Genomic DNA, 21,058 nt, shown 5'->3' with positions numbered 1-21,058 from the left:
CTGTGTCACCCCGTCGAGTGGTCGACGGGGCAGAGGAGAGTTAATGGATTCTCAGCATGTGGTCTTGGTTAACTTTGAAGAAACGAACGGCATCACGTAGCTGTTCGCCTTGTTCTGTCATGGCGTGCGCCGCCGTGGCGGATTCTTCAACCAGCGCGGCGTTCTGCTGGGTGACCCGATCCATTTGTTCTACCGCTAGGCTAATTTCTTTGATGCCAATATGCTGCTCGTTGGAGGCCTGAGAAATCTCCGCCACGATATCTGTCACCTTTTTCACCGACAGCACAATTTCTGACATCGCCTGGCTGGCTTTGTCTGCCCGTGCCGAGCCGTCAGTAATCTTCTCGACGGTGCCTTCGATCAGCGTTTTGATCTCTTTGGCGGCGTTGGCGCTCTTCTGTGCCAGCGTCCGTACTTCGCCCGCTACGACGGCAAAGCCTTTCCCTTCGCTGCCTGCTCTGGCCGCTTCTACTGCGGCGTTCAGGGCAAGGATATTAGTCTGGAAGGCAATGCCTTCGATCACGGCGATAATATCGACAATCTTCTGTGAACTGTCGGAGATCTCATGCATACGCTTGAGCATGTTGTCCACGATAAGCCCGCCCTGAGAAGCGGTTTCAGAAGTTTGTTGCGCCAACTGGCTCGCTTCTTTGGCGTTATCCGCATTCTGGCGCACGGTGTGCGTCAACTGCTGCATATTGGCCGATGCCTGAATCAGCGAAGCCGCCTGCTCTTCGGTACGCTGTGACAGGTCGCTGTTGCCCTGAGCAATCTCACTGGACGCCAGCGAGATGGATTCACTGCCGTTCATGATGGTATGCACGATGCTCATCAACTGCTGGTTCATGTAGTTGATGGAGGCTAGCAGGCTGCTGTTATCCCCCTGACGCAGCTTGATTTCCGTGGTGAGATTACCGGAAGCAATCTCGGTCATGATTTCCTGAGCGTAATGTGGGTCGCCGCCGAGCTGGCGCGAAATATTACGTGAGATAAGGGTGGCGATAACGGCGGTCGTCAGCAGAGCGAGTAGCAGCAATCCCCAGACATAATATTGTGACGTCCGATACGTCGAATTGGCACCGTCGACGATATCTTTTGCTGTCGCCACTTCCATCTCCACCAGCCGGGCCAGATCTTTCATTAGCTGACTACGATACTTGGAAGAACTTGCGCCGCTGATTTTGCTGGCTTCTGCCAAATCGCCCCGATTGACCGTATCAACCAGCGTGGCATTGACTGAGTTAAAGTCGGAGAAATTTTCGCCAATCACCTTAATCAGTGCTTTTTTATCCTCGCTGTTAGCAACGGTTTGGTAGTTCTTAAACGCGGCAAGAAAGGCATCGGCGTTTTGCAGTAATTCTTTGCGGTGGCCTTCGCGCTCCTCGGGGGTTTTAGAATCAATATACTGAATTTGCTGCAAACGCGTTTCAGACAATGCGCCGCGCATTTCCAGACTATATCGCACGCCGGGCAGGCTGCTGCTGCTTAATTCATCAATACGACTATTATTAACGCTAAGCTGGAGTAGTGAAACCACACCTAATAGCAACATCATTGCTATCAGAACGGAAAAACCGAGTAATAACTTGGAGAACACTGTGAATTGAGAGAATTTCATCGCTATTCTTATTGATTATAGAGAGAAGGTAGTAGTGATAACGGCAAATAAAATAATATCTTTATAATATGTAATACGATAAAGATGCGTTGGAGAGTAAATGAGATTTACTCTCCATTTATCGCTTTATGTCGAGATTAAATGCTGATTAATTTCAAAATGGTAATGGATTATTTTTAATATTCCAGGATTTTTAAACATTATTTTAATAAGTGTTTTTATTCATAATGTGAAAATATAACATTCACAAATAAAGAAAATAAAATGTGACTGCCATCAATAATCAATAAATTTTTAGTAATTCAATAAATCTAATGATTATATGTAACGAGGCGCTAATTAAATGACAAAGTATTTCTTTTTACTGTCTTCAGGAATACTATTACGGCAGTAATATGTTCATTATATTATCGGCCGTATGATTATTCTTAGTCCAGATAGAACACCGATTCCAACGTATCGCTAACCGGGCTGTTATCAGGGTTGGAGGGCATGATATCGCCCATGTGTTTCCACCAGCGCTGGCATACATCCGTTTGTGCAATCGCTTCCCAGCGTGCTTCGGACTCGACCTCGACATAGCCAAACAGCAGATTGCGCTGTTTATCCAGAAAAATGCTGTAGTGGTGCGCACCGTGGTTCTTTAGCACCTCGGCCAGTTCCGGCCAGATAGGATTGTGGCGACGCTGATATTCATCGTGGCAGTCAGGAAAAACCGACATCACAAAAGCCTTACGCAGCATGGATTAATCCCCCGTAGTCATTGGCAGAACGCCACGGCGGTGATGCCGTGGCGAGTTGAGGCTGAAGCTAATGCTATACGCATTACACGCACTGCATGCGTTACACGACCTACACGCGCAACGCGGCTTCCAGTGGCGTGACGCCGAAACGTTTACCCAGCGCGATCAGCTCTTCGGTCGAGATCGTCTGCTGCTTACCGCCCATCGATCTCACTTTCACCATCACTTCAGCGGATTTCTCTGCGGTATCGATCAGGCCGAAGGCTTCATCCAGCGTTGGGCCGGTGCCGAAGATGCCGTGGAAGGGCCACAGCACCAGCGAATGACGCTTCATTTGTTCGGAAGTGGCATCGCCAATGGCATCGGTGCCCGGCACCATCCACGGCACAATCCCCACGCCGTCTGGGAAAACGACCAGACACTCCGTGCTGCCTTCCCACAGTTCACGCGTGAACTTAGCGGTATCCAGCTCCAGCACATAGCTCAGGGCGATCAGGTTGGTCGCGTGGCAGTGCATGATGACGCGGTCGCGCCCGTGGGTCACGCCCATACGCACAATGTGTGACTGGAAATGCGAGGCCAGTTCAGACGTCGGCAGGCCGCCGTTAGTCAGCCCCCAGAAAATGCGATAGCCTTTGCCGTCGCTATCGACCTGCAACACCACCAGTGAATCAGCCGGATCCAACTGCACGTTGCGGAAGAATTTGCCGGAGCCGGTGACGATAAACCAGCAGTCTGCCAGCGCAGGCATCGGCTGTGATAACGCCTCGTGGCGCGGTTGTGGGTAGAAATCACTTTCATAAGGCGTCACATCCTCAGCCGTCAGGCGCAGGCTGACGTTACCGCCGTTACGTTCGTCCCAGCCTTTGAGCCACATGTCGCTGGTGGCTTTAATCATTCCCTGTACAAACCAGGAAGAGAGAATTGCTTGCATAGTCTTACCCTTGACGTTGAGTGAGGATGGTTTCTTCATACTGACGCACCTGTTGCAGCCATTCGCTGCCCGGGATGACGTCATGACGCTGGCAGTAGTGTTCCCACACGGCCTGCCACGGTAGCGATTTTTGCTCTTCCAGCAGGGCCAGACGCGCGGTGTAATCGCCGTTTTGTTCCAGTGTGCGCAGCGTTTCTGTCGGTTCTAGCAGTGCGCGCAGCAGGGCTTTCTTCATGTTACGGGTGCCGATGACCCAGGCCGCGATGCGGTTGATCGACGCATCAAAGAAATCGAGCCCGATATGCACGCGGTTAAGCAGCTTATGGCGCACGATTTCGTGGGCGATGGCCTGTGTTTCGTCGTCCAGCAGCACCACATGATCGCTGTCCCAGCGTACTGGACGGCTAACGTGCAGCAGCAGGCGTGGAACGTACAGAATTGCGCTGGAAATTTTGTCGGAAATCACTTCGGTTGGGTGGAAGTGTCCGGCATCCAGACAGAGCGCGGTGCCGCGGCTGGTCGCGTAGCCGAGGTAGAATTCGCTGGAGCCGACGGTAAAGCTTTCTGCGCCGATCCCGAACAGCTTACTTTCCACCGCATCAATATGGTGTGCCTGATCGAGTGGCTCGGCGATGACCTCGTCTAACGCGCTGAGCAGCCGCTGGCGGAATGCCAGACGATCGATGGTCAAATCTTTCATGCCGTCCGGCACCCAGATGTTCATGACGGACGGTGTGCCGAGTTCGCGCCCAAAGTAGGCGGAAATCCGGCGGCTGGCCTGACAGTGTTCAATCCAGAAACGGCGGACTTTTTCTTCTGGGTGCGACAGGGTAAAACCGTCCGCGCTCAGCGGGTGAGAAAAGCAGGTCGGATTAAAATCCAGCCCGAGCTGGTGGCGTTTGGCCCACGCGACCCAGGAACTGAAATGCTCGGGGGCAATATCGTTACGGGCGACGGGCTGCGCGGATTCCAGATAGATGGCGTGCAGGTTCAGCCGTTTGGGGCCGGGGATCAGCGCAAATGCCTGTTCCAGATCGGCACGCAGTTCATCTGGCGTGCTCGCTTTTCCGGGGTAATTGCCAGTGGCCTGAATACCGCCGGTTAGTGGCCCGCCAGTATTCTCGAATCCGGCCACATCGTCACCTTGCCAGCAGTGCATTGACACCGGAATCTGGTCGAGCTGTTCCAGCACTGCCTCTACGTCAACATTTAGGCTGGCATAACGTGCTTTTGCCAACTGCCAGGCAGCTTCAATTGGTGTGCTCATTGCGTAGTCTCCTTTTTGCCCTGTGGGGCGGTTTCTGGCTGGCTGAGCGCCTGAAAACGACGCCAGTGCCCGGCAAAATCACTCTCCGCACGCGGGGTATAGCGATGCAGAGGGAAGTTATGAGTCAGCATGTGCCTGAATGCGGCAAGGTCGGCAACGGCGCCCAGCGCCATCAGTTGGCAGCCGATATTGCCAAGCGTCGAGGCCTCGACCGGCCCGGCCAGAACCGGAATCTGGCACACATCGGCGCACAGCTGGTTCAGGAAGGCGTTCTGGCTGCCACCGCCGACAATATGCAACTGGCGGATTGGCGCGTGGCGCAGTTCGCCGAGTTCCAGTACCACCTGCCGATAGAGCAGCGCGAGGCTGTCGAAGATACAGCGTGCCAGTTCGGCATCACTGTGGGGCACGGGCTGGTCGTGCTCACGGCAATAGTCGCGGATCGCCTGATGCATGGACGGCGGATTGATAAAGCGATCGTCATTGGGGTTAATCAGGCTGGCGAAGGCGGGCACGGCGGCGGCGGACTGAATCAGTGCGCCTAAATCCTTGATATTACGCTCCTGACAAACGCGCTGTAGCAGCCACAGACCCATGATGTTTTTTAGTACCCGATAGGTGCCGTCTACGCCGCCTTCGTTGGTGATATTGGCGGCCAGCGCCTGCGGACTGTTAAACGGCGTGTCGCTCTCGATGCCCATTAGCGACCAGGTGCCGGAGCTAAGGTAGGCGCTGTCGCGGCTCAGCAACGGTGCGCCGACTACCGCGCTGGCGGTATCGTGCGTGGCGACAGCAGTAACGGGAATGTGTCGTCCGCTCGGCGCTGCCCAGTTTCCGACGGCGTGCCCCGGCTGTACCGGATCGCTCAACCAGCGGCGCGGGATGCCCAGATACTCCAGCAGTTCGCTGTCCCAGGTTTTCTTTTCCAGATTAAGCAGTTGGGTCGTGCTGGCGTTGGTGTATTCGCAGACGACATTCCCCGTGAGGCGATAGTGAAAATAGTCGGGGATCATCAGCAGGTGTGCCACCTGATCCAGACCGTCAGAGGGCGCATCGCCCAGCGCTTTAAGCTGGTACAGCGTATTAAACGGCAGGAACTGAATGCCGGTACGCTGATAGATCGCCTCACTCCCCAGTTCTGCGGTAACCGCGGCCATTACGCCGTCGGTGCGGTGGTCGCGATAGGAATACGGCAGGCCAACACGCTGCCCGTCCTTATCGAGTAGCACATAGTCCACGCCCCAACTGTCGATCCCGATGCTATCGGGGGCGATACCCATGGCATCGATTTGGTGTAATCCGATGAGGATGTCACCTTCCAGCGCAGCCAGATCCCACTGGTGATGGTTGTCCTGAAACACCAGCGTATTGCTGAAACGGTGAATTTCTTTCAGCGTCAAATGCTGCGTTGCGGTGTGCAAGGTTGCCAGCATGACCCGACCACTGGATGCACCTAAATCCACCGCCACGATATTCTTCACCGCCATAGCCGCACTCCTTACTTGTTGGATGTGTTGCAGTGTAAAGAGCGGTAACAGAAGCCACCTTCCTATGAGTGCCATCAACAACAGGCGGCTGGCAAAATGACAAAGCTGGCCGTGAAAGGGCTCACAATCTGGGAAATTATTTAGGGAATAACCACGAAAAAATCAGGGAAAAGGCGATGTGATCCTTACCACACTTCAATCAATTAGGCGGTGCGATCTTAAAAAAAGAGCAGCCAGACGGCGTGCGGGTGACGGTATTTCAAGGCTGGTTTTGTGGCTTATGGCTACCCTTTTTCAAAGGCTGCACTTTTGCCAGAGGCTGAATGGAGAACTGAAATGACGTTACTTCGTGGTGATGATTTTTTTACTTCGCGTGCCGTAACGGTTGCGGTGGAGCCGCGTACCCCACAAGCGGCGTTTCCTGAGCACTATCATGATTTCTGGGAAATTGTGCTGGTGGAGCAGGGCGCAGGCGTCCATGTGTTTAACGATCAGCCCTATGCACTGTGCAGCGGTTCGGTATTCTTCGTTCGTGATAACGATCGGCATCTGTTTGAAGACGTCGAAGGGCTGTGCCTGACCAACATGTTGTACCGCTCGCCGCGTGGATTCCGCTTCCTTTCCGATATCGCCGCCTTTTTGCCGTATGGCCCGAACGGCGAATGGCAAGGGCAGTGGCAGGTCAATGCGGTGGGAATGCAGCAGTTGAAACAGTCGATGAACAGTCTAGCTGAACTGGCGCAGAGCGATGCACCGGAAGCGATCGCGGCCAGCGAGAGTTTGTTTCTGCACATTCTGGTGCAACTGCGCCAACACTGCTTCCAGACGCAGGCCAACGGCCCCGAACGTCAGGGGGTACAGGCGCTGCTGGGCTGGTTGCAAAACAACTACAGCGAAGAGGTCAACTGGGGCAGTCTGGCCGATCAGTTCTCACTGCCGCTGCGTACGCTGCATCGTCAGCTCAAACAACACACCGGTATGACGCCACAACGCTATCTGAATCGGTTAAGATTACTGGAGGCTCGTCGGCGGTTGCAGCAGAGTGATGATTCCATCACCACTATTGCGCACGCCTGTGGATTTAGCGACAGCAATCACTTCTCGACGCAATTCCGCAAGGCATTCTCGCAGGCGCCTAAATCACTGCGCCATCAGGCGTTTTCTCGTGAAGAGTAGGTAACGGCAACTGCGGGTGAGGGAATGGCGACAGCAATACGGGGTTTGAAATTACAGACTGAAGACTATTTCCTCACCGACAAGAATGCCGTGATGGTTGCCGAACGGCACCCACAGCCCGTGTTTCCGCTGCATCATCATGATTTTGATGAACTCGTCATCGTCTGGCGTGGCAATGGTCTGCACCTCTGGAACGATGTGCCGTACCGTATTACTCGCGGCGATATGTTCTATGTCTCCGCGAACGATCGCCACAGCTATGAATCCGTCCACGAGCTTGAACTGGACAACATTCTCTATATTCGCAATCGCCTGACGTTATCTGCCGATTGGCAAGCGTTACTGCCGAGCGGGGAGCTTCCACAAAGCCAGCGCCACTGGTGTTTAGGTTCGGAAGGTATGGATACCCTTCGTGAGAAGGTGGATGCGCTGAGACAGGAGTGCATGAAATCGGATGCGCTGTCGCTGCAACTGAGTGAAGCGCTGTTGTTGCAGATTGCGCTGCTGGCGGCGCGCTATCGCCACACGCCGGACAGTCCGCAATTGGCCGATGCGCACCAGTTGGATATGTTGATGAATGCGCTGCGTGCCAGCATCGCGGCACCGTTCCGCTTTGAAGCCTTCTGCGAACAGCACCACTTCAGCGCCCGCAGTTTGCGTTCGCGCTTTAAAGAGCAAACGGGCATGAGCGTGCCACATTACTTGCGCCAGCTGCGGCTATGTAAGGCGATGGAGCTGCTGCGTTATGATCTGCAAACCATCGGCGACGTTGCCGCGCTGTGTGGCTTTGAGGACAGTAATTACTTCTCTGTGGTGTTCCATCAGGCGTTCGGCGTTTCGCCCAGCGCTTATCGACAGCGCTTCCTGAATGTTGAGTGACACCCGTATCGTTCGGGGTTAATATCACTGGTGACACCAATGATATTAACCGGAGCACATGATGGCTGACACCACACGTCAAACCACGACGCTGCGCATTGATCAGGACATTAAAGAACGACTGAAAACGCTGGCCGATGACCGCAACAGCTCGGCCCATGCGCTGATGCTGGAAGCGATTGCCGAATACGTTGAGCGGGAAGAAAAACGCAGCCAGTACCGTAAAGAGGCGTTGGCCGCGTGGGAAGACTATCAGGACACTGGCAAACATATCACCGCAGATGAGACCGTCACTTGGTTAGAATCCTGGGGTTCTGGACATGAACAGGATGCACCTGCATGCCACAAGTGATCGTTTCAGAACGCGCGAGGCGTGATTTGCAGCGTCTACAGGATTTTCTAAAAAACAAAAATGCGCTGGCCGCGAAAAAGGCCGCTGAAGTTTTGATTCGGGGCATTCGTCAGTTAGAAGCGCTGCCGAATATCGGACGACCAGTGGAACATCTTCCCCTTGAATATCAGGAGTTGGTGATCGAATTCGGCAGCAGCGGGTACGTGATGCTTTACCGTCACGATGAGCTGACCGGCAGAGTAGTGATACTGACCGTTAAACATCAAAAAGAAGCCGGTTATCAAAACCCGTAATACTGTCTCTCTGAGATTTATCGGTCAGCGGAGCCATATGCTCGAGTAGTCACATTCAGCGTGCCACGACAATTCGACATGACTCTCCTGCTTCGACATGAATTCCCGCTTCAACACCCCTATTCCGCCACCGTCGAGAGCAACAGGCGCGTGTAAGGATGCTGCGGCTGATTGAAGATCTGTTCGACCGGCCCGGTTTCTACGATATCCCCGTCCTTCATGACCGCGATGCGGTGGCTCATGTGCTGTACCACGCCCAGATCGTGGGAGATGAACAGCATCGTCAGGCCCAGTTGGCGCTGCAACGCCACCAGTAAATCCAACACCTGCGCCTGTGTAGTGACATCCAGTGCCGATACCGGCTCGTCACAGATCAGGATTTCAGGATCTGAGGCCAGCGCCTGTGCGATGGAGACGCGCTGGCGTTGACCGCCGGACAGCGCCGTAGGGCGTCGGGTCAGCAGATCGGGCGTCAAGCCGACATAGTCCAGCAGCGTCAGAATACGTCGCTGTTTCTCATCGTCACTCAGATCGCGGCGCAAGCGCAGCGGCTGACGCAGAATCTGGGCGACGGTAAATTGTGGATCGAACGAACTGAGCGGATCCTGTGTGATCGTCTGAATGCGGGCGCGTAGCGGGCGGCGCTCGCGTTCCGTTAACGTGCTCCAGGCATTGTCCGCGAGTCGGACTTCCCCGCTGTCTGGCTTTTGCAGCGCCAAAATGACTTTGCCCAGCGTGGTTTTACCGGAGCCGGATTCCCCAACGATACCCAGCGTTTCGCCGCGCTTGATCTGGAGAGAAACCTGATTGACGGCCTGCATCCGGCTACCGTCCGGGCGCTTGAACGACACCGCAATGCGATCCGCCGTCAGGGCTATCGCGTCGGTGTTGGCGTGATTCGCTGCCAGAGACGCCGCTGATGGTGCAATACCGCTCTGTAGCGGATCGACACCGGCCAGCCACTTTCCTCGCGTAGATGCGGTCGGGATCGCTGCCAGCAGCTTGCGGGTGTAGGGATGTGTCGGCGCTGACAGGATCTGCCTCGCCTCACCGCCTTCTACCAGCGCGCCGTGCTGCATGACAATGACGCGATCCGCGACGTCCGCAACGACGGCAAGATCGTGAGTGATCAACAGAACACCATGCCCCGCCTGTGCCAAGGCGGTGAAGACTTTCAGCACCTGCTTTTGCACCGTGGCATCCAGCGCGGTGGTGGGCTCATCGGCAATCAGCAACTGTGGACCCGCTGCCAGCGCGGAAGCAATAAGCGCGCGTTGACGCAGGCCGCCAGACAGCTCGTGTGGATACTGCGCCGCGCGATTCTCAGGATCGGGAATGCCTGCTTTTGTCAGGAGTTCGGCGACGCGGGCGGGAATTTGCTCGCGGGGCAACAGGCGATGGGTCAGAATCGGCTCGGCGACTTCCTGACCGATTTTGCGCAGCGGGTCGAGAGACACCAGCGCGTCCTGCAAAACAAAGCCCACTTCACGGCCGCGAATCGCCCGCCAGTCTCGGTCAGTCAGATAGCGTAAATCGCACAGGCTGCCATCATGGCGCGTGAGTTCAATCGCGTTTGCTTGTACGTCAACGTTTTCACCGGATAGACCCACCAGCGTGCGGGCGGTGACGGATTTTCCTGAACCCGATTCGCCGACCAGTGCCAGAATTTCTCCAGCATTCACCTGAAAAGAGAGATTTTTAACCGAACGAACAGGGCCGAAAGGGCTGGGAAACGTGACACTCAGGTTCTCTACACGTAGCAGCGGCGTCTTCGCCGGTGCATCTGAAGACGAATGAGAGGAGTGAGGGAGTGTGTTCAGGCTCATCGTGCCTCTCCTTTTGCCAAAATAGCCTGTAAACGACGCCCCAGCAGCGTGATGGAAATTACCGACAGTGCGACGACGCTGGCGGGCAGCAGGCTGACCCACGGTGCGATATCAAGGAAGTTGCGTCCGTCAGCCAGTAACGCGCCCCATTCGGCGGTCGGCGGAACGACGCCCAATCCCAAAAAGCTCAGCGCCGAGGCGGACAGCACCGCGTGGCCGACGCCAATGGTGGCGACAATCAACAGCGGACGCAGCGTATTGGGAATGATATGGCGAAAAACGATATACAGCGGGTGCTCGCCCAGCGCAATCGCATGCTCAACATAGCCGGATAATCTGACTTGCAGCACCTGAGAACGGATCAAACGCGCATAACCTGCGATCCCCGCCAGACCGACGGCCAGCATGGTGTTTTCCGGGCCGCGTCCTAGTACGGCGATCACCAGCAGCGCCAGCAACAGATCGGGAAACGCCAGCATGATGTCCAGCAGGCGTACCAGAACTTGACGGATACGCAGCGGTGCGAGCACCGAGAGCGTACCAAACAGCACGCCGCCGAAGCAGGCGATCAGCATCGCGCCGACGCCAATACCCAGCGACAGCGAAGTGCCGTGAACAATGCGGGAAAAAATGTCGCGCCCCAGTTGATCGGTGCCGAACCAGTAAGTGCTATTCGGCGACTGGAATACCGCCCCCATATCCATTTCATCGGCGGTGCGGCTGGTAAACAGCGAGGGGAAAAAGACCGCCAGCGCCAGCAGGAAAACGATAGCGGCAGGCAGCAGCGTCGCTGTGCTCAGCCATGGGCTGCGATAGGTTTTTCTTGATGGCGTCTGCGTGAAGGGCATTGGTTCACTACTCATGGGCGCTCGCCTTCTTGCGTAAGCGGGGATCGATGAGGAGATACAGCGCATCCACCAGCAGATTGATGACGACGAACAGGAACGCGGACAGCATGACGACGCCGAGCACCAGCGGCATGTCGCGGTTTTCAATTGCACTCAGCGTGACCTGCCCGATACCCGCGCGGCCAAAGACAGTTTCGGTCAGCACGGAACCGCCGAGTACGCTTGCCAGCAAGGTGCCGGTCAGCGTTGAGGCGGCCAGCGCCGCGTGGCGCAAACCGTGACGGAAACGCAGCCTGATTTCGCTGACGCCGCGCGTGCGTACAGTGAGCGAGAACGGCTGGGAGAGCGCATCTTCCAAACCGTCGCGCAGTACCTGGCTTAGAATGGCTGCAATCGGCAAGCCCAGGGTGATAACCGGTAACACCAGCGACATAAAACCGTCGTTGCCAGTGACTGGAAACCATTGCAGGCGAAAACTGAACAGGCTTAATAGCACGATACCAATCCAGTAGACCGGTGTGCTAAGCAGCGTCAGTTCCAGCCACGATACGCTAGTGCGCAGCGCACCATAGCGACCCGCGGTGAGCAGCGCGCTGGTAATTGCGAGGAACAGAGCCAGAATCAGGCCACCGAGCGCCAGCGGCAGGGTTTCGTGCATCGCATCGCTAATCACGCTGCCGACTGGCAGGCGGTAGAGATAGCTGACGCCAAAATCGCCCTGCAACGCCTGTCCACAGTAGCGCAGATATTGCACCCACAGCGGCTGATCGAGCCCAAATTGTTTGATGAGTACGGCGCGATAGGCTTCATCCACCACGTTATCGCCGCCGCTGAGAATAGCGACGGGATCGCCGGGGATCAGTTTGACGGCAATAAACGTCAATGTGGCTGCGCCCCAGAGCACAGCCAGAATGGTGAGTAGACGTTTACCTAGCGCGTACAGATTAACGTTTAATCCAGACATCATAGAAGTTCGGTTTTGCGTTGGTGGCCCAGCTTATGCCCTGTACCTGTTTGGACAGGCCGAGTTGGTAGGCTGGAACATACAGCGGAACAACATACGCCTGATCGATGACCTCACGCTGTATTTCGCTGTAGAGCTGTTTACGTTCCGCGTCACCCGCGCCAATGGCTTTTCTCAGTTTACCGTCCAGCACGCTGATGCGAGTAAAGCCGTTACCGTTCGGTGGCGCATAGGCCGAATCGAACACGGTACGCAGAATGTCTGGCTCTGCGCGCACGAAGAAGTTAGAGGCGATATCGTACTCGTTGGCATTGGTGCGTGTGGTGAATTCACCCGCATCAACTGGCGTCAGTTTGACTTCGAAGCCTGCCTGCTTCACCTGATATTGCACCGCCTGGAACAGCGCGACATCTGCGGCTTCAACGTTGGTTGAGGCGTAAACGAAGCTGACGCTTAGGCGCTTGCCATCTTTAGTACGGAAGCCCTCGCCGTCTTTCTGTTTCCAACCTGCGTTATCCAGCAGTTCGTTGGCTTTTTTCACATCAAAGCCCCAGCGGGACGCGACGCTCGGATCGTAGTACAGCGTGGCCGGGCCGAGAACGTTATCGGCGGCTTTCAGTGTACCGAAGAAGGCAACTTTCACTGCCGCGTTGGTATCTACCGCGCTCTGGAATGCCTTACGCACCGCGACATCCTGGAAAGGGCCTCTGGTGGTGTTGAGATAGAGTACGCGGTTAACGCCCGGGTTCTCATAGGTAATCACTTCCAGCTTTGGATTGCGCTTCACCGTCGGGAAATTGGCAGGCGGCACGGCGTCAATGGCCTGAATCTGGCCGCTGCTCAGTGCGCCAAGGCGAACCGACGCTTCTGGCAGATATTTGAACACCAGACCATCCAGATAGGCTGGGCCAGTGTGCTTGGCATAACCCGGTCCCCAGTTGTAATCAGGGCGCTTCGTCAGCTTGCTGCCGCTGCCTTTCACAAAGGAATCAAGAATAAACGGACCGGAACCCACCACGGTGGTGCTGGTGTTTGGTGTTTTCTTCAGGTACGTCGGCGATTGAATGCCCAGATATGGCAGGCTCAGGCCCTGTAACAGCGCCGCAAACGGTGAGCTGTAGTGGAGCACAATCGTATAGTCATCCGGCGTTGAGATCTTGTCGATAGGACCTAACAGCGATTTCGCGTAGCTGGAGGTGGTTTTCGGATCGAGAATACGCTCAATGTTGTATTTTACCGCTTCCGCATCCAGCTTGGTGCCGTCGCTGAACGTCACGTCCTTGCGCAGGTGGAAAGTGTACTCGGTGTTGTTGTCGTTAATTTTCCAGCTTTCCGCCAACCAGGGCGTAAAGCGGTTATCTTCCGCCTGTCCTACCAGTGAATCGACCACGTTGCGGGAAATCAGCGCTGTTACGCCATAGGCCGTAATGTGCGGGTCGATGATCGGCGTATCGCTACCCAGACCTACGTTCAGAATACCACCGGATACCGGTTTTTCACCGCTTTGTGCAGCGTAAGCACCGGGATTGAGTGCGAAAAGCAGCGTGAGTAATCCTGCTGCGAGAGTCGTAACTTGCGGGTGATTTTTTTCCATTCCCTGTGTCCTTTACGATGACATGAGGCCATACACGGCGGTCTTTCGCTACTCTAGTGGGCGGTCTTATGCATGTAAAAGAATAAAAATGGATTTTCAATTCCATAAAAATATATATGACAAAAACGGTTGATGAGACGCTTTTATGTTCATTTTTGATGATTTTTTTAATTAAAATTAACGGGTTATATGATTTTCTTTTGCGTGAGGCACATCAGCACTCAGATGGGTTCCGGCAGAATTAAGTAAGAGTAAGACAGGGAGATGGGATGCGGTTTGCTGAGTTTCCTCATCCCACAGAGAGTGAGTGACTACACTGTTATGGTTTCACAAAAAAATAACCAAACTATTTTTTATCGACTATTTATTGGCGAGTTGTATTCATTTTTCTCGGAATAAATATACATTTTGTATATTTTATCGAATCTGGTTTTTCAATTTTTTAATAAAGGTTTCACAAAAAATCAACTAATGCCCTCATTTTTCTGTGTGATAAAAATTTAAAATCACATTGCTAATAACAAAATATACTAGCGAGGTTGTTCAATATATCAATTAACATCTTTATAAGTACATGATACCTATGTAAGACTATAACCTTTAATAGTTAGATTGGTAAAAAAATGAAATTTTTTGAACAAACACCTCCCTCTCGGAGACGCTATGGATTAGCTGCTTTTATTGGCTTGATTGCAGGTATTGTTTCTTCTTTTGTAAAGTGGGGCGCAGAAAATCCGCTTCCTCCACGCAGCCCTACTGATATGTTTAGCGGTGCTTGTGCGCCTGAGTCACTGATTAGAGCTGCCGAGCAAATTGATTGCTCTCGTAATTTTCTTAACCCACCCTACATTTTTTTACGCGATTGGCTTGGGGTTGTTGACCCTAATGCGGCGGTTTATACCTTTGCCGGCCATGTATTCAATTGGGTTGGTGTGACGCATATTATTTTTTCTATTGTTTTTGCTTTGGGTTATTGCGTTGTTGCAGAGGTGTTTCCTAAAATAAAACTATGGCAGGGTCTGCTGGCTGGTGCACTGGCTCAACTGTTTGTCCATATGATTTCATTTCCGTTGATGGGCCTCACGCCGTCTCTGTTTGTTCTCCCTTGGTATGAACATGTATCAGAAATCGTAGGCCACCTCATTTGGTTCTGGTCTATTGAAATTATTCGTCGTGATTTACGTAACCGCATGACTCACGAACCTGATCCAGAGATTCCGTTGAATGCTTCACGATAAGTCGTGATTTTATTTTAGATAATGTTAAATATTTCGACGCTTATTATTTTCAGTATCGCGCTATTATTTGGTAATAAAATAATTTAGCAGTGGAAGTTTTAGTCCATTCCCGAACGCCCTGAGATTCTCAGGGCGTTTTTACTTTCCTGCTAATAAAACACATTTGATCTTACCCACGAACAATACTACTCGCACTGTACGACGTGCATGACGAGAAAGACGAAAGATGGGGAAATGATGGATTCAGACAGAAGCAGGAAGTAGTATCTAGCCTGTCTCATCAGTCCAAACGACCTTATACCCTGTCCGGCCGCTGATAATGATGAATCTCGTTCCTTCGGGTAAAAATAAATAGGGTACGACTTCAGGCCGCATTTCAAAGGGTGGGCTAGTAAGGATGAATGGTTCTGTCACTACGATAATGACGGACAACTTATTGAAATAACTTCAAATGGTATGTCTGTTTGGCGGAAGAAGTGACCTGATTAAAGGATTTGACCAAAGTGAGATGCATTTTAATAAGCGAGGAACGATGGCCAGAATACGCGTCATTGGCACATCGATAGAGGCTATTCAAGCCGCAGGACGTGAACTAGGCCGTAAGCTGCCTCTCTCTTTTTCGGACTGGCTTCTGGTGAATAATGGCAGAGCGCTTGGAGCATTAACGATATTCCCAGTATTTGATTCCCGCGACCCGAGAAAAACATGGGAATCAATCGTTCGTCATTTTGAAGAAGATTGGCAGGCGTGGCTGAGCAATTTTTCCGATACGGCACAGGATTTCTCTACCCTTCTGCCTTTTGCGGAGTGTGGTACGGGAGATTATTACTGTTTTGATTACGCCGTATTAGGAAAAGCAGGGGAGCCGATTATTGTTTTATGGTCACACGAAACGGGAGAAGCAACCCAGCAGGCGGATAATTTTGGCGCGTTCCTGACGGTGTCAGAGCGGATTGAGTAATGTGTTGAGGCGAAAAGCCTCGTTGAGTTCTACTTCACTCTCCGCATCCCCATCTTCAAAGCATTTGAAAGGTTTCCCGTTTAGGGTTTCTCGCACGAGCACGTAAAGATCAACTGATTTAACGTTAACCTGAAGCCACAGAGAGCTATCGTCCTCATGGGTCAGTCGCACGTCATATTCAGCACGGTTGTCTAGGGATGTTTCTTTAAAATAGACATCACCATTTTCGGTGCGAATGCAGGTTTCACTCAGGCAGGTCGATATTATTTTTGGACAGAATCAAGGCTATCTTCGTAACAAACTCAGCCGGAAGCGTTGTTGGTGCCCCGTACATATCCACGATTCCGACCTCTACTACGATATCAACAAGATAAGAGAATGTTTCAATATCCTGTGGTGAGATCGATAGGATCAGATCTTGTGGTATATCATCTCCCCGCCCATTTAGCGGCAGCAACGCGCCTTTCCTTTCCCATTCAACCAGACTGCCACTCTCAGGGTAATGATTAAGATGAGCTATCAACACGTCGATCGATGGGTGTTGGATTAATTTTGCGTTGCAATAGGCCTGCAAACAGACGGAAGCATAGCGTTGCAACTCTCTCGGGGAAAGCCTGTCTATTTCGTTAAAAAACGCTGACATCGTCATTTCCCTTTGCTCATTTCCACAAGATTCAAATAAATGTCTTTCGGGATAAATTGTAAACTGAACGGTCACTCGTATTGTTCACATTCATCTTTAATGGCGTGCAGTAAGGTTGCAGGAGGAATGAAAAAACCGTGTTCACTTGGAATGGGGAAAATCTGACATATTCTACCGTCGTTCTGCATCCCAGGGAGCCAACGTGATAGGAATTCGTTTAACTCAATGGCTTTTGCTGTGAATCCAGCCCATTCATCATTAGCGCACAGTGTGGCAAAACTTTCCTCCGGCCAGAAGGGAATTGCCATTTTCTGATCGGATATCGCCGTTGCCCATCCCTCATTAAATAATCCCCAAACAATTTCAAAATCAGTAATCTTACGGATAAAGTAATCACACCTTTCTTGTGAGTCTAAACGATAAATATTTTCAATTTTTTTAAGGTGCGCGCTCGTCATTATTTAAATAATATCCTCATCGGAATGCCACCGCGTTGTCCCACAAAACGATGTTTTCAGCGAAAGCCCTGTCTGTTCTCAGAGCAGTCAGTTCGTTCACATACAGTGGATCATTTTTTATCTTTTCTTCGTCATCATCACTCAAAATGACCGCTTTTCCTTCTTTCTCGTTGAGTAAAAATTGTTGAGCCGCCATGTAATCATAAACATCAATAATCGACGGTTCTGCGGCTTCTAGGTTTGCCTTTCCTTCGGAGAAAAACATCAGAAAATCTGAAAAGGCGTATAGATAAAGGTTTTTTAAAATCTCCTCGCTATTCGCACCCTGTTCATCCTCCACGGCAGCATCGATAGCCTCAAGCGCTGGATTAATGTTGATGTACTGAGCTTCTGAGGCAAGGTAGCCCCAAAGATCGTCTGTAAGTAAAACAACTGCTTTCGGTAAAGTAATGTCCATCGATTGAAGGACATTGCCCAGCCGATCGAAGGCTTTTAGTAGCATGAAGAAAGCGATTTTTTCAGAGGTCCCCATGACGAATCCTTAGTTTTTGTGTATTCGATGAGGCTGGGTTCGCATCATGATGAATAATGGCGTATTCAGAAAGGCAGCATATAGGGAGGAATGCAGTAATATCAACGGCTCAACGCATTTTTTCCGCCAGCTGATGGATGCTGTGCCATCGCATTCGGTACTCGCTTTGGTGGCACCGAACGCGATGATAAGGCGCTTACACGGCCATTCCTAGTCCGACGATATTCGCCGCCAGAATAATGACCATGCAGCCGAGAACCAGCACGCGTACTGGCTTCTGACCAACGGCCTTCCACTCTTTAAACAGCAGACCGACGATGCCGCCGCACAGTACGTAGAAACTCATGTGCAGCATCCAACTGATGTAGGTGTAATCAGCCGGAATGTTGGCGTGTCCCCAGGCATAGAAGAAGAACTGCAAATACCACATGACGCCGCCCAGAATGGCGAAGAGCGCGTTGGCAATCAGTAACGGTTTGGCCTGTGCCAGATCGGCTTTTAATGAAATGCCCTTGCAGGTTGCCAAACGAATGAAGCAGAAGCCCAGATTGACGATGGCACCACCGCCCATAATCACTACGTAGCTGGGGAGTGCGACATACAGCGCATTGATCCCCAGCGTTTGTGCTGCGGTGTGCATGGGTTTCGCGGCATCCATCGCAAAGGACATGCCAGCGGAGAAGATGCCGCACATCACGGCTAGAATCAGCCCTTTTTTCAGGTTGAATTCCTCGGCACGAATACCGAGTGCACGCTCTTTCAGTAAGCCAGCGTAGCTAACAATGGCGACGCCAATGACTGCGACCAGCACGCCCAGTAGCGTCATGCGTCCGCCCGCCGAACCAAACAGAATGGAGAACTTACCTTGCAGGACGGGTGTCATCAGCGTACCGATAATCAGCGTGACGCCGATGGCGATACCGATGCCCATCGACATGCCAAGGTAGCGCATTGTCAGGCCGTAGTTGATATTGCCGATGCCCCACATCGCGCCGAAGAGAAAAACAGGGAGTAGGGTCGCCATATCGAACGAACCGTAATAACGCCAAAAATCAGGCAGTAACCACCAGCTGATGCTCCAGGGCAGGATAATCCACGAGAAAAATCCGGCCAGTGACCACATGGTTTCCCACGACCAGTTTTTGACTTGCTTAAACGGTGCATAGAAACAGGCCGCGCTGGCCGCACCGATGAAATGCCAGAAAATACCAAGGAAAATAGGATCGTTCATGCGTAACCCCTTGTTTTACTTTGTGGTAAGCCTGTATTCGGCTCTGAATGTAGAGTGCAGTGTATGATTGCTGCCAGACCTGCTGGCGCTAGACAGTGTAGGAAGGTGAAAAAGGGTGAACCTTCAGATGCGTGCCACGAGCAGCAGGAGGACGGCATCGGTTTGAAGGTGAGTGCAGGCCGGATCACAAAACGCGGAAATCATCGCTGAGGGCACGACAGGGCAGAGCATTCTGTAAATGGTGCATTCTGCTCAAGAATTGATTAACACCACAGCAGGACTTTTCGCTATTATTTCCCTCTTTTCCACCTGCATATAGTGAGTTATGGAACGTTTTATTGAGAATCTGATGTACTCATCGCGCTGGCTGCTTGCCCCTGTTTACCTCGGGCTATCGCTGGGTTTGCTGGCGCTGGCGATCAAATTTTTCCAGGAGGTGTTCCACGTCCTGCCCAATATCCTGGATATCGCTGAAGCAGATTTGGTGCTGGTGCTGCTGTCACTGATCGATATGACGCTGGTCGGCGGATTGCTGGTGATGGTGATGCTGTCCGGTTACGAGAACTTTGTCTCGGCGCTGGATATCTCCAAAGGCAGAGAAAAGCTGAACTGGCTCGGTAAGATGGACTCCGGCTCGCTGAAAAACAAAGTTGCCGCCTCGATTGTCGCTATCTCGTCGATCCATCTGCTGCGCGTGTTCATGGATGCCCGTAATATTCCGGATAACAAGCTGATGTGGTATGTGATTATCCATTTGACGTTTGTGCTGTCTGCACTTGTCATGGGGTATCTGGATCGCATGTCGCGTTACGAAAAAAGCAAAACGGCATAATGAACGCCGCACGGTTTGCGTAGCCAGATGAAAGAACAGATCCTATTGTTAACGAAGTGATTTTATCAACACGCTTTGTTTAACGGAGGATATTATGCCGCAAACCGATCAAATTAACCGCCGTGTGGTTCTGGCTCAGCGCCCGCACGGCGCGCCAACACAAGAGACTTTCCGTCTGGAACAGCAGCCTGTCCCACAGGTCGATTCAGGGCATATCCTGCTGCGTACGGTGTTCCTTTCCCTTGACCCTTATATGCGTGGCCGCATGAGCGACGCCCCTTCTTATGCCAAACCTGTCGAACTGAATGACGTGATGGTCGGCGGGACAATCAGCCGCGTGGTGGCGTCAAAACACCCGGATTATCAGACTGGCGATTGGGTGCTGTCCTTCAGCGGCTGGCAGGATTATGCGATTTCTGACGGTAAAGGATTAACGAATCTGGGTCAGTCGCCGACGAATCCTTCCTACGCATTGGGCGTGCTGGGTATGCCGGGCTTCACCGCCTATATGGGCCTAACGGATATCGGCCAGCCTAAAGCGGGTGAAACGCTGGTTGTGGCCGCCGCGACCGGCCCGGTGGGTGCGACGGTTGGGCAGCTCGGGAAATTGAAAGGCTGCCGGGTTGTTGGTGTGGCGGGTGGCGCAGAGAAATGTCGCTACGCGGTTGAGGTGTTGGGGTTTGATGCTTGTCTTGACCACCGGGCGGATGATTTTGCCGAACAGCTGAAACAAGCCTGCCCGCAGGGAATCGACATCTACTTTGAAAACGTCGGCGGAAAAGTCTTTGACGCCGTGTTGCCGCTGCTGAATACCTCGGCGCGTATTCCGGTGTGCGGACTCGTCTCTGGCTACAATGCCACAGGGTTACCGGATGGGCCGGATCGCTTACCGCTACTGATGGGGACGATCCTGAAGAAACGTATTCGGATGCAGGGATTCATTATCTTTGATGATTATGGTCATCGCTTCGATGAGTTCTGGAAGGATGTTTCGCCATGGGTGGAGGAAGGTAAGATCAAATATCGGGAAGAGATTGTCGACGGGTTGGAAAATGCCCCAGAGGCCTTTATCGGCCTGCTGCACGGCCGAAACTTCGGTAAGTTAGTGGTCAGAATCGGGCCAGATGCCTGATACACCGGACTCGCCGCTGCGGCGGCGAGTTTTGCACTCGACAGAGTATG

Annotated in this window: 21 protein-coding genes; 8 read left to right on the top strand and 13 right to left on the bottom strand. The window is 52.6% G+C overall.

Annotated elements, in window-relative coordinates:
• Positions 1-40: 40 nt before the first annotated feature.
• From K7X24_RS19715 to rhaB, 5 genes are all read right to left on the bottom strand, one after another.
• Positions 41-1,618, bottom strand: coding sequence for a methyl-accepting chemotaxis protein (locus tag K7X24_RS19715; RefSeq protein WP_224557921.1), 1,578 nt, complete (start codon positions 1,616-1,618; stop codon positions 41-43).
• Positions 1,619-2,046: 428 nt separating this feature from the next.
• On the bottom strand, positions 2,047-2,361 hold the full coding sequence (rhaM, locus tag K7X24_RS19710) for an L-rhamnose mutarotase (protein WP_224557908.1): 315 nt from the start codon (positions 2,359-2,361) through the stop codon (positions 2,047-2,049).
• A gap of 109 nt (positions 2,362-2,470) precedes the next feature.
• Complete coding sequence (gene rhaD, locus K7X24_RS19705; protein WP_127031242.1) at positions 2,471-3,295, bottom strand: rhamnulose-1-phosphate aldolase; 825 nt, start codon at positions 3,293-3,295, stop codon at positions 2,471-2,473.
• Between the two features lie 4 nt (positions 3,296-3,299).
• Positions 3,300-4,562 (bottom strand): L-rhamnose isomerase, encoded by a 1,263-nt coding sequence (locus K7X24_RS19700; RefSeq protein WP_224557897.1) that lies wholly within the window; start codon positions 4,560-4,562, stop codon positions 3,300-3,302.
• On the bottom strand, positions 4,559-6,049 hold the full coding sequence (rhaB, locus tag K7X24_RS19695; protein WP_224557887.1) for a rhamnulokinase: 1,491 nt from the start codon (positions 6,047-6,049) through the stop codon (positions 4,559-4,561). The genes K7X24_RS19700 and rhaB overlap by 4 nt, the downstream gene beginning before the upstream one ends.
• Positions 6,050-6,385: 336 nt before the next feature.
• Between rhaB and rhaS the strand changes: the two genes are divergently transcribed.
• The 4 genes from rhaS to K7X24_RS19675 all read left to right on the top strand — a co-directional run bounded on the left by rhaS (position 6,386) and on the right by K7X24_RS19675 (position 8,749).
• Positions 6,386-7,225, top strand: coding sequence for an HTH-type transcriptional activator RhaS (rhaS, locus tag K7X24_RS19690; RefSeq protein ID WP_103861532.1), 840 nt, complete (start codon positions 6,386-6,388; stop codon positions 7,223-7,225).
• Between the two features lie 24 nt (positions 7,226-7,249).
• Positions 7,250-8,104 (top strand): helix-turn-helix domain-containing protein, encoded by an 855-nt coding sequence (locus K7X24_RS19685; RefSeq protein WP_039507370.1) that lies wholly within the window; start codon positions 7,250-7,252, stop codon positions 8,102-8,104.
• 61 nt (positions 8,105-8,165) lie between these two features.
• Positions 8,166-8,456, top strand: coding sequence for a CopG family ribbon-helix-helix protein (locus tag K7X24_RS19680; RefSeq protein WP_010296210.1), 291 nt, complete (start codon positions 8,166-8,168; stop codon positions 8,454-8,456).
• Positions 8,444-8,749: a type II toxin-antitoxin system RelE/ParE family toxin gene (locus K7X24_RS19675; RefSeq protein WP_010296214.1), complete on the top strand. Its 306-nt coding sequence runs from the start codon at positions 8,444-8,446 to the stop codon at positions 8,747-8,749. Before K7X24_RS19680 ends, K7X24_RS19675 begins: the two co-directional genes overlap by 13 nt.
• 119 nt (positions 8,750-8,868) lie before the next feature.
• Here the strand turns inward: K7X24_RS19675 and K7X24_RS19670 are convergent, their stop codons facing one another.
• The 4 genes from K7X24_RS19670 to K7X24_RS19655 are packed head-to-tail and all read right to left on the bottom strand — an operon-like array spanning position 8,869 to position 13,981.
• Complete coding sequence (locus K7X24_RS19670; protein ID WP_224557868.1) at positions 8,869-10,575, bottom strand: dipeptide ABC transporter ATP-binding protein; 1,707 nt, start codon at positions 10,573-10,575, stop codon at positions 8,869-8,871.
• Positions 10,572-11,438, bottom strand: coding sequence for an ABC transporter permease (locus K7X24_RS19665; protein ID WP_010285293.1), 867 nt, complete (start codon positions 11,436-11,438; stop codon positions 10,572-10,574). The genes K7X24_RS19670 and K7X24_RS19665 overlap by 4 nt, the downstream gene beginning before the upstream one ends.
• Positions 11,431-12,390 (bottom strand): ABC transporter permease, encoded by a 960-nt coding sequence (locus K7X24_RS19660; protein ID WP_029367586.1) that lies wholly within the window; start codon positions 12,388-12,390, stop codon positions 11,431-11,433. The genes K7X24_RS19665 and K7X24_RS19660 overlap by 8 nt, the downstream gene beginning before the upstream one ends.
• Positions 12,368-13,981, bottom strand: a complete 1,614-nt coding sequence (locus K7X24_RS19655) for an ABC transporter substrate-binding protein (RefSeq protein ID WP_188246973.1) — start codon at positions 13,979-13,981, stop codon at positions 12,368-12,370. The genes K7X24_RS19660 and K7X24_RS19655 overlap by 23 nt, the downstream gene beginning before the upstream one ends.
• A 623-nt stretch (positions 13,982-14,604) precedes the next feature.
• Between K7X24_RS19655 and K7X24_RS19650 the strand changes: the two genes are divergently transcribed.
• Both K7X24_RS19650 and K7X24_RS19645 read left to right on the top strand, forming a co-directional pair.
• Positions 14,605-15,219, top strand: coding sequence for a YagU family protein (locus tag K7X24_RS19650; RefSeq protein ID WP_224557858.1), 615 nt, complete (start codon positions 14,605-14,607; stop codon positions 15,217-15,219).
• 532 nt (positions 15,220-15,751) lie between these two features.
• Positions 15,752-16,180: an SMI1/KNR4 family protein gene (locus K7X24_RS19645; RefSeq protein ID WP_224557856.1), complete on the top strand. Its 429-nt coding sequence runs from the start codon at positions 15,752-15,754 to the stop codon at positions 16,178-16,180.
• 244 nt (positions 16,181-16,424) lie between these two features.
• Here the strand turns inward: K7X24_RS19645 and K7X24_RS19640 are convergent, their stop codons facing one another.
• The 4 genes from K7X24_RS19640 to rhaT form a co-directional block, all read right to left on the bottom strand.
• Entirely contained in the window at positions 16,425-16,823 is a 399-nt protein-coding gene (locus K7X24_RS19640) for a hypothetical protein (protein ID WP_224557854.1), read from the bottom strand.
• A gap of 71 nt (positions 16,824-16,894) precedes the next feature.
• Positions 16,895-17,281, bottom strand: coding sequence for a DUF2750 domain-containing protein (locus K7X24_RS19635; protein ID WP_224557852.1), 387 nt, complete (start codon positions 17,279-17,281; stop codon positions 16,895-16,897).
• Positions 17,282-17,297: 16 nt separating this feature from the next.
• Positions 17,298-17,813, bottom strand: coding sequence for a hypothetical protein (locus tag K7X24_RS19630; RefSeq protein WP_224557850.1), 516 nt, complete (start codon positions 17,811-17,813; stop codon positions 17,298-17,300).
• A gap of 196 nt (positions 17,814-18,009) precedes the next feature.
• Positions 18,010-19,044 (bottom strand): L-rhamnose/proton symporter RhaT, encoded by a 1,035-nt coding sequence (rhaT, locus tag K7X24_RS19625; RefSeq protein ID WP_224557848.1) that lies wholly within the window; start codon positions 19,042-19,044, stop codon positions 18,010-18,012.
• Positions 19,045-19,369: 325 nt separating this feature from the next.
• On the opposite strand from rhaT, the gene K7X24_RS19620 reads away from it, so the two are divergent.
• A complete protein-coding gene (locus K7X24_RS19620; RefSeq protein ID WP_010285299.1) occupies positions 19,370-19,876 on the top strand; it encodes a TIGR00645 family protein in 507 nt (168 codons plus the stop codon).
• Positions 19,877-19,970: 94 nt separating this feature from the next.
• Positions 19,971-21,008, top strand: coding sequence for an NADP-dependent oxidoreductase (locus K7X24_RS19615; RefSeq protein ID WP_224557846.1), 1,038 nt, complete (start codon positions 19,971-19,973; stop codon positions 21,006-21,008).
• Positions 21,009-21,058 lie beyond the last annotated feature (50 nt).

Source organism: Pectobacterium versatile, assembly GCF_020166435.1.
Lineage (GTDB): Bacteria > Pseudomonadota > Gammaproteobacteria > Enterobacterales > Enterobacteriaceae > Pectobacterium > Pectobacterium versatile.
Note: the sequence above shows the minus strand (reverse complement) of the source record. Positions and strands in the feature narration are given on the sequence as shown.

What these genes read in the sequence shown, in the direction of transcription:
- rhaD (WP_127031242.1), bottom strand. Translation starts at nt 3,295, where the DNA reads ATGCAAGCAATTCTCTCTTCCTGGTTTGTACAGGGAATGATTAAAGCC.
- K7X24_RS19670 (WP_224557868.1), bottom strand. Translation starts at nt 10,575, where the DNA reads ATGAGCCTGAACACACTCCCTCACTCCTCTCATTCGTCTTCAGATGCA.
- K7X24_RS19640 (WP_224557854.1), bottom strand. Translation starts at nt 16,823, where the DNA reads ATGTCAGCGTTTTTTAACGAAATAGACAGGCTTTCCCCGAGAGAGTTG.
- rhaT (WP_224557848.1), bottom strand. Translation starts at nt 19,044, where the DNA reads ATGAACGATCCTATTTTCCTTGGTATTTTCTGGCATTTCATCGGTGCG.
- K7X24_RS19660 (WP_029367586.1), bottom strand. Translation starts at nt 12,390, where the DNA reads ATGATGTCTGGATTAAACGTTAATCTGTACGCGCTAGGTAAACGTCTA.
- rhaM (WP_224557908.1), bottom strand. Translation starts at nt 2,361, where the DNA reads ATGCTGCGTAAGGCTTTTGTGATGTCGGTTTTTCCTGACTGCCACGAT.
- K7X24_RS19655 (WP_188246973.1), bottom strand. Translation starts at nt 13,981, where the DNA reads ATGGAAAAAAATCACCCGCAAGTTACGACTCTCGCAGCAGGATTACTC.
- rhaS (WP_103861532.1), top strand. Translation starts at nt 6,386, where the DNA reads ATGACGTTACTTCGTGGTGATGATTTTTTTACTTCGCGTGCCGTAACG.
- K7X24_RS19675 (WP_010296214.1), top strand. Translation starts at nt 8,444, where the DNA reads ATGCCACAAGTGATCGTTTCAGAACGCGCGAGGCGTGATTTGCAGCGT.
- K7X24_RS19680 (WP_010296210.1), top strand. Translation starts at nt 8,166, where the DNA reads ATGGCTGACACCACACGTCAAACCACGACGCTGCGCATTGATCAGGAC.
- K7X24_RS19650 (WP_224557858.1), top strand. Translation starts at nt 14,605, where the DNA reads ATGAAATTTTTTGAACAAACACCTCCCTCTCGGAGACGCTATGGATTA.
- K7X24_RS19715 (WP_224557921.1), bottom strand. Translation starts at nt 1,618, where the DNA reads ATGAAATTCTCTCAATTCACAGTGTTCTCCAAGTTATTACTCGGTTTT.
- K7X24_RS19615 (WP_224557846.1), top strand. Translation starts at nt 19,971, where the DNA reads ATGCCGCAAACCGATCAAATTAACCGCCGTGTGGTTCTGGCTCAGCGC.
- K7X24_RS19630 (WP_224557850.1), bottom strand. Translation starts at nt 17,813, where the DNA reads ATGGGGACCTCTGAAAAAATCGCTTTCTTCATGCTACTAAAAGCCTTC.
- K7X24_RS19635 (WP_224557852.1), bottom strand. Translation starts at nt 17,281, where the DNA reads ATGACGAGCGCGCACCTTAAAAAAATTGAAAATATTTATCGTTTAGAC.
- rhaB (WP_224557887.1), bottom strand. Translation starts at nt 6,049, where the DNA reads ATGGCGGTGAAGAATATCGTGGCGGTGGATTTAGGTGCATCCAGTGGT.
- K7X24_RS19645 (WP_224557856.1), top strand. Translation starts at nt 15,752, where the DNA reads ATGGCCAGAATACGCGTCATTGGCACATCGATAGAGGCTATTCAAGCC.
- K7X24_RS19620 (WP_010285299.1), top strand. Translation starts at nt 19,370, where the DNA reads ATGGAACGTTTTATTGAGAATCTGATGTACTCATCGCGCTGGCTGCTT.
- K7X24_RS19700 (WP_224557897.1), bottom strand. Translation starts at nt 4,562, where the DNA reads ATGAGCACACCAATTGAAGCTGCCTGGCAGTTGGCAAAAGCACGTTAT.
- K7X24_RS19685 (WP_039507370.1), top strand. Translation starts at nt 7,250, where the DNA reads ATGGCGACAGCAATACGGGGTTTGAAATTACAGACTGAAGACTATTTC.
- K7X24_RS19665 (WP_010285293.1), bottom strand. Translation starts at nt 11,438, where the DNA reads ATGAGTAGTGAACCAATGCCCTTCACGCAGACGCCATCAAGAAAAACC.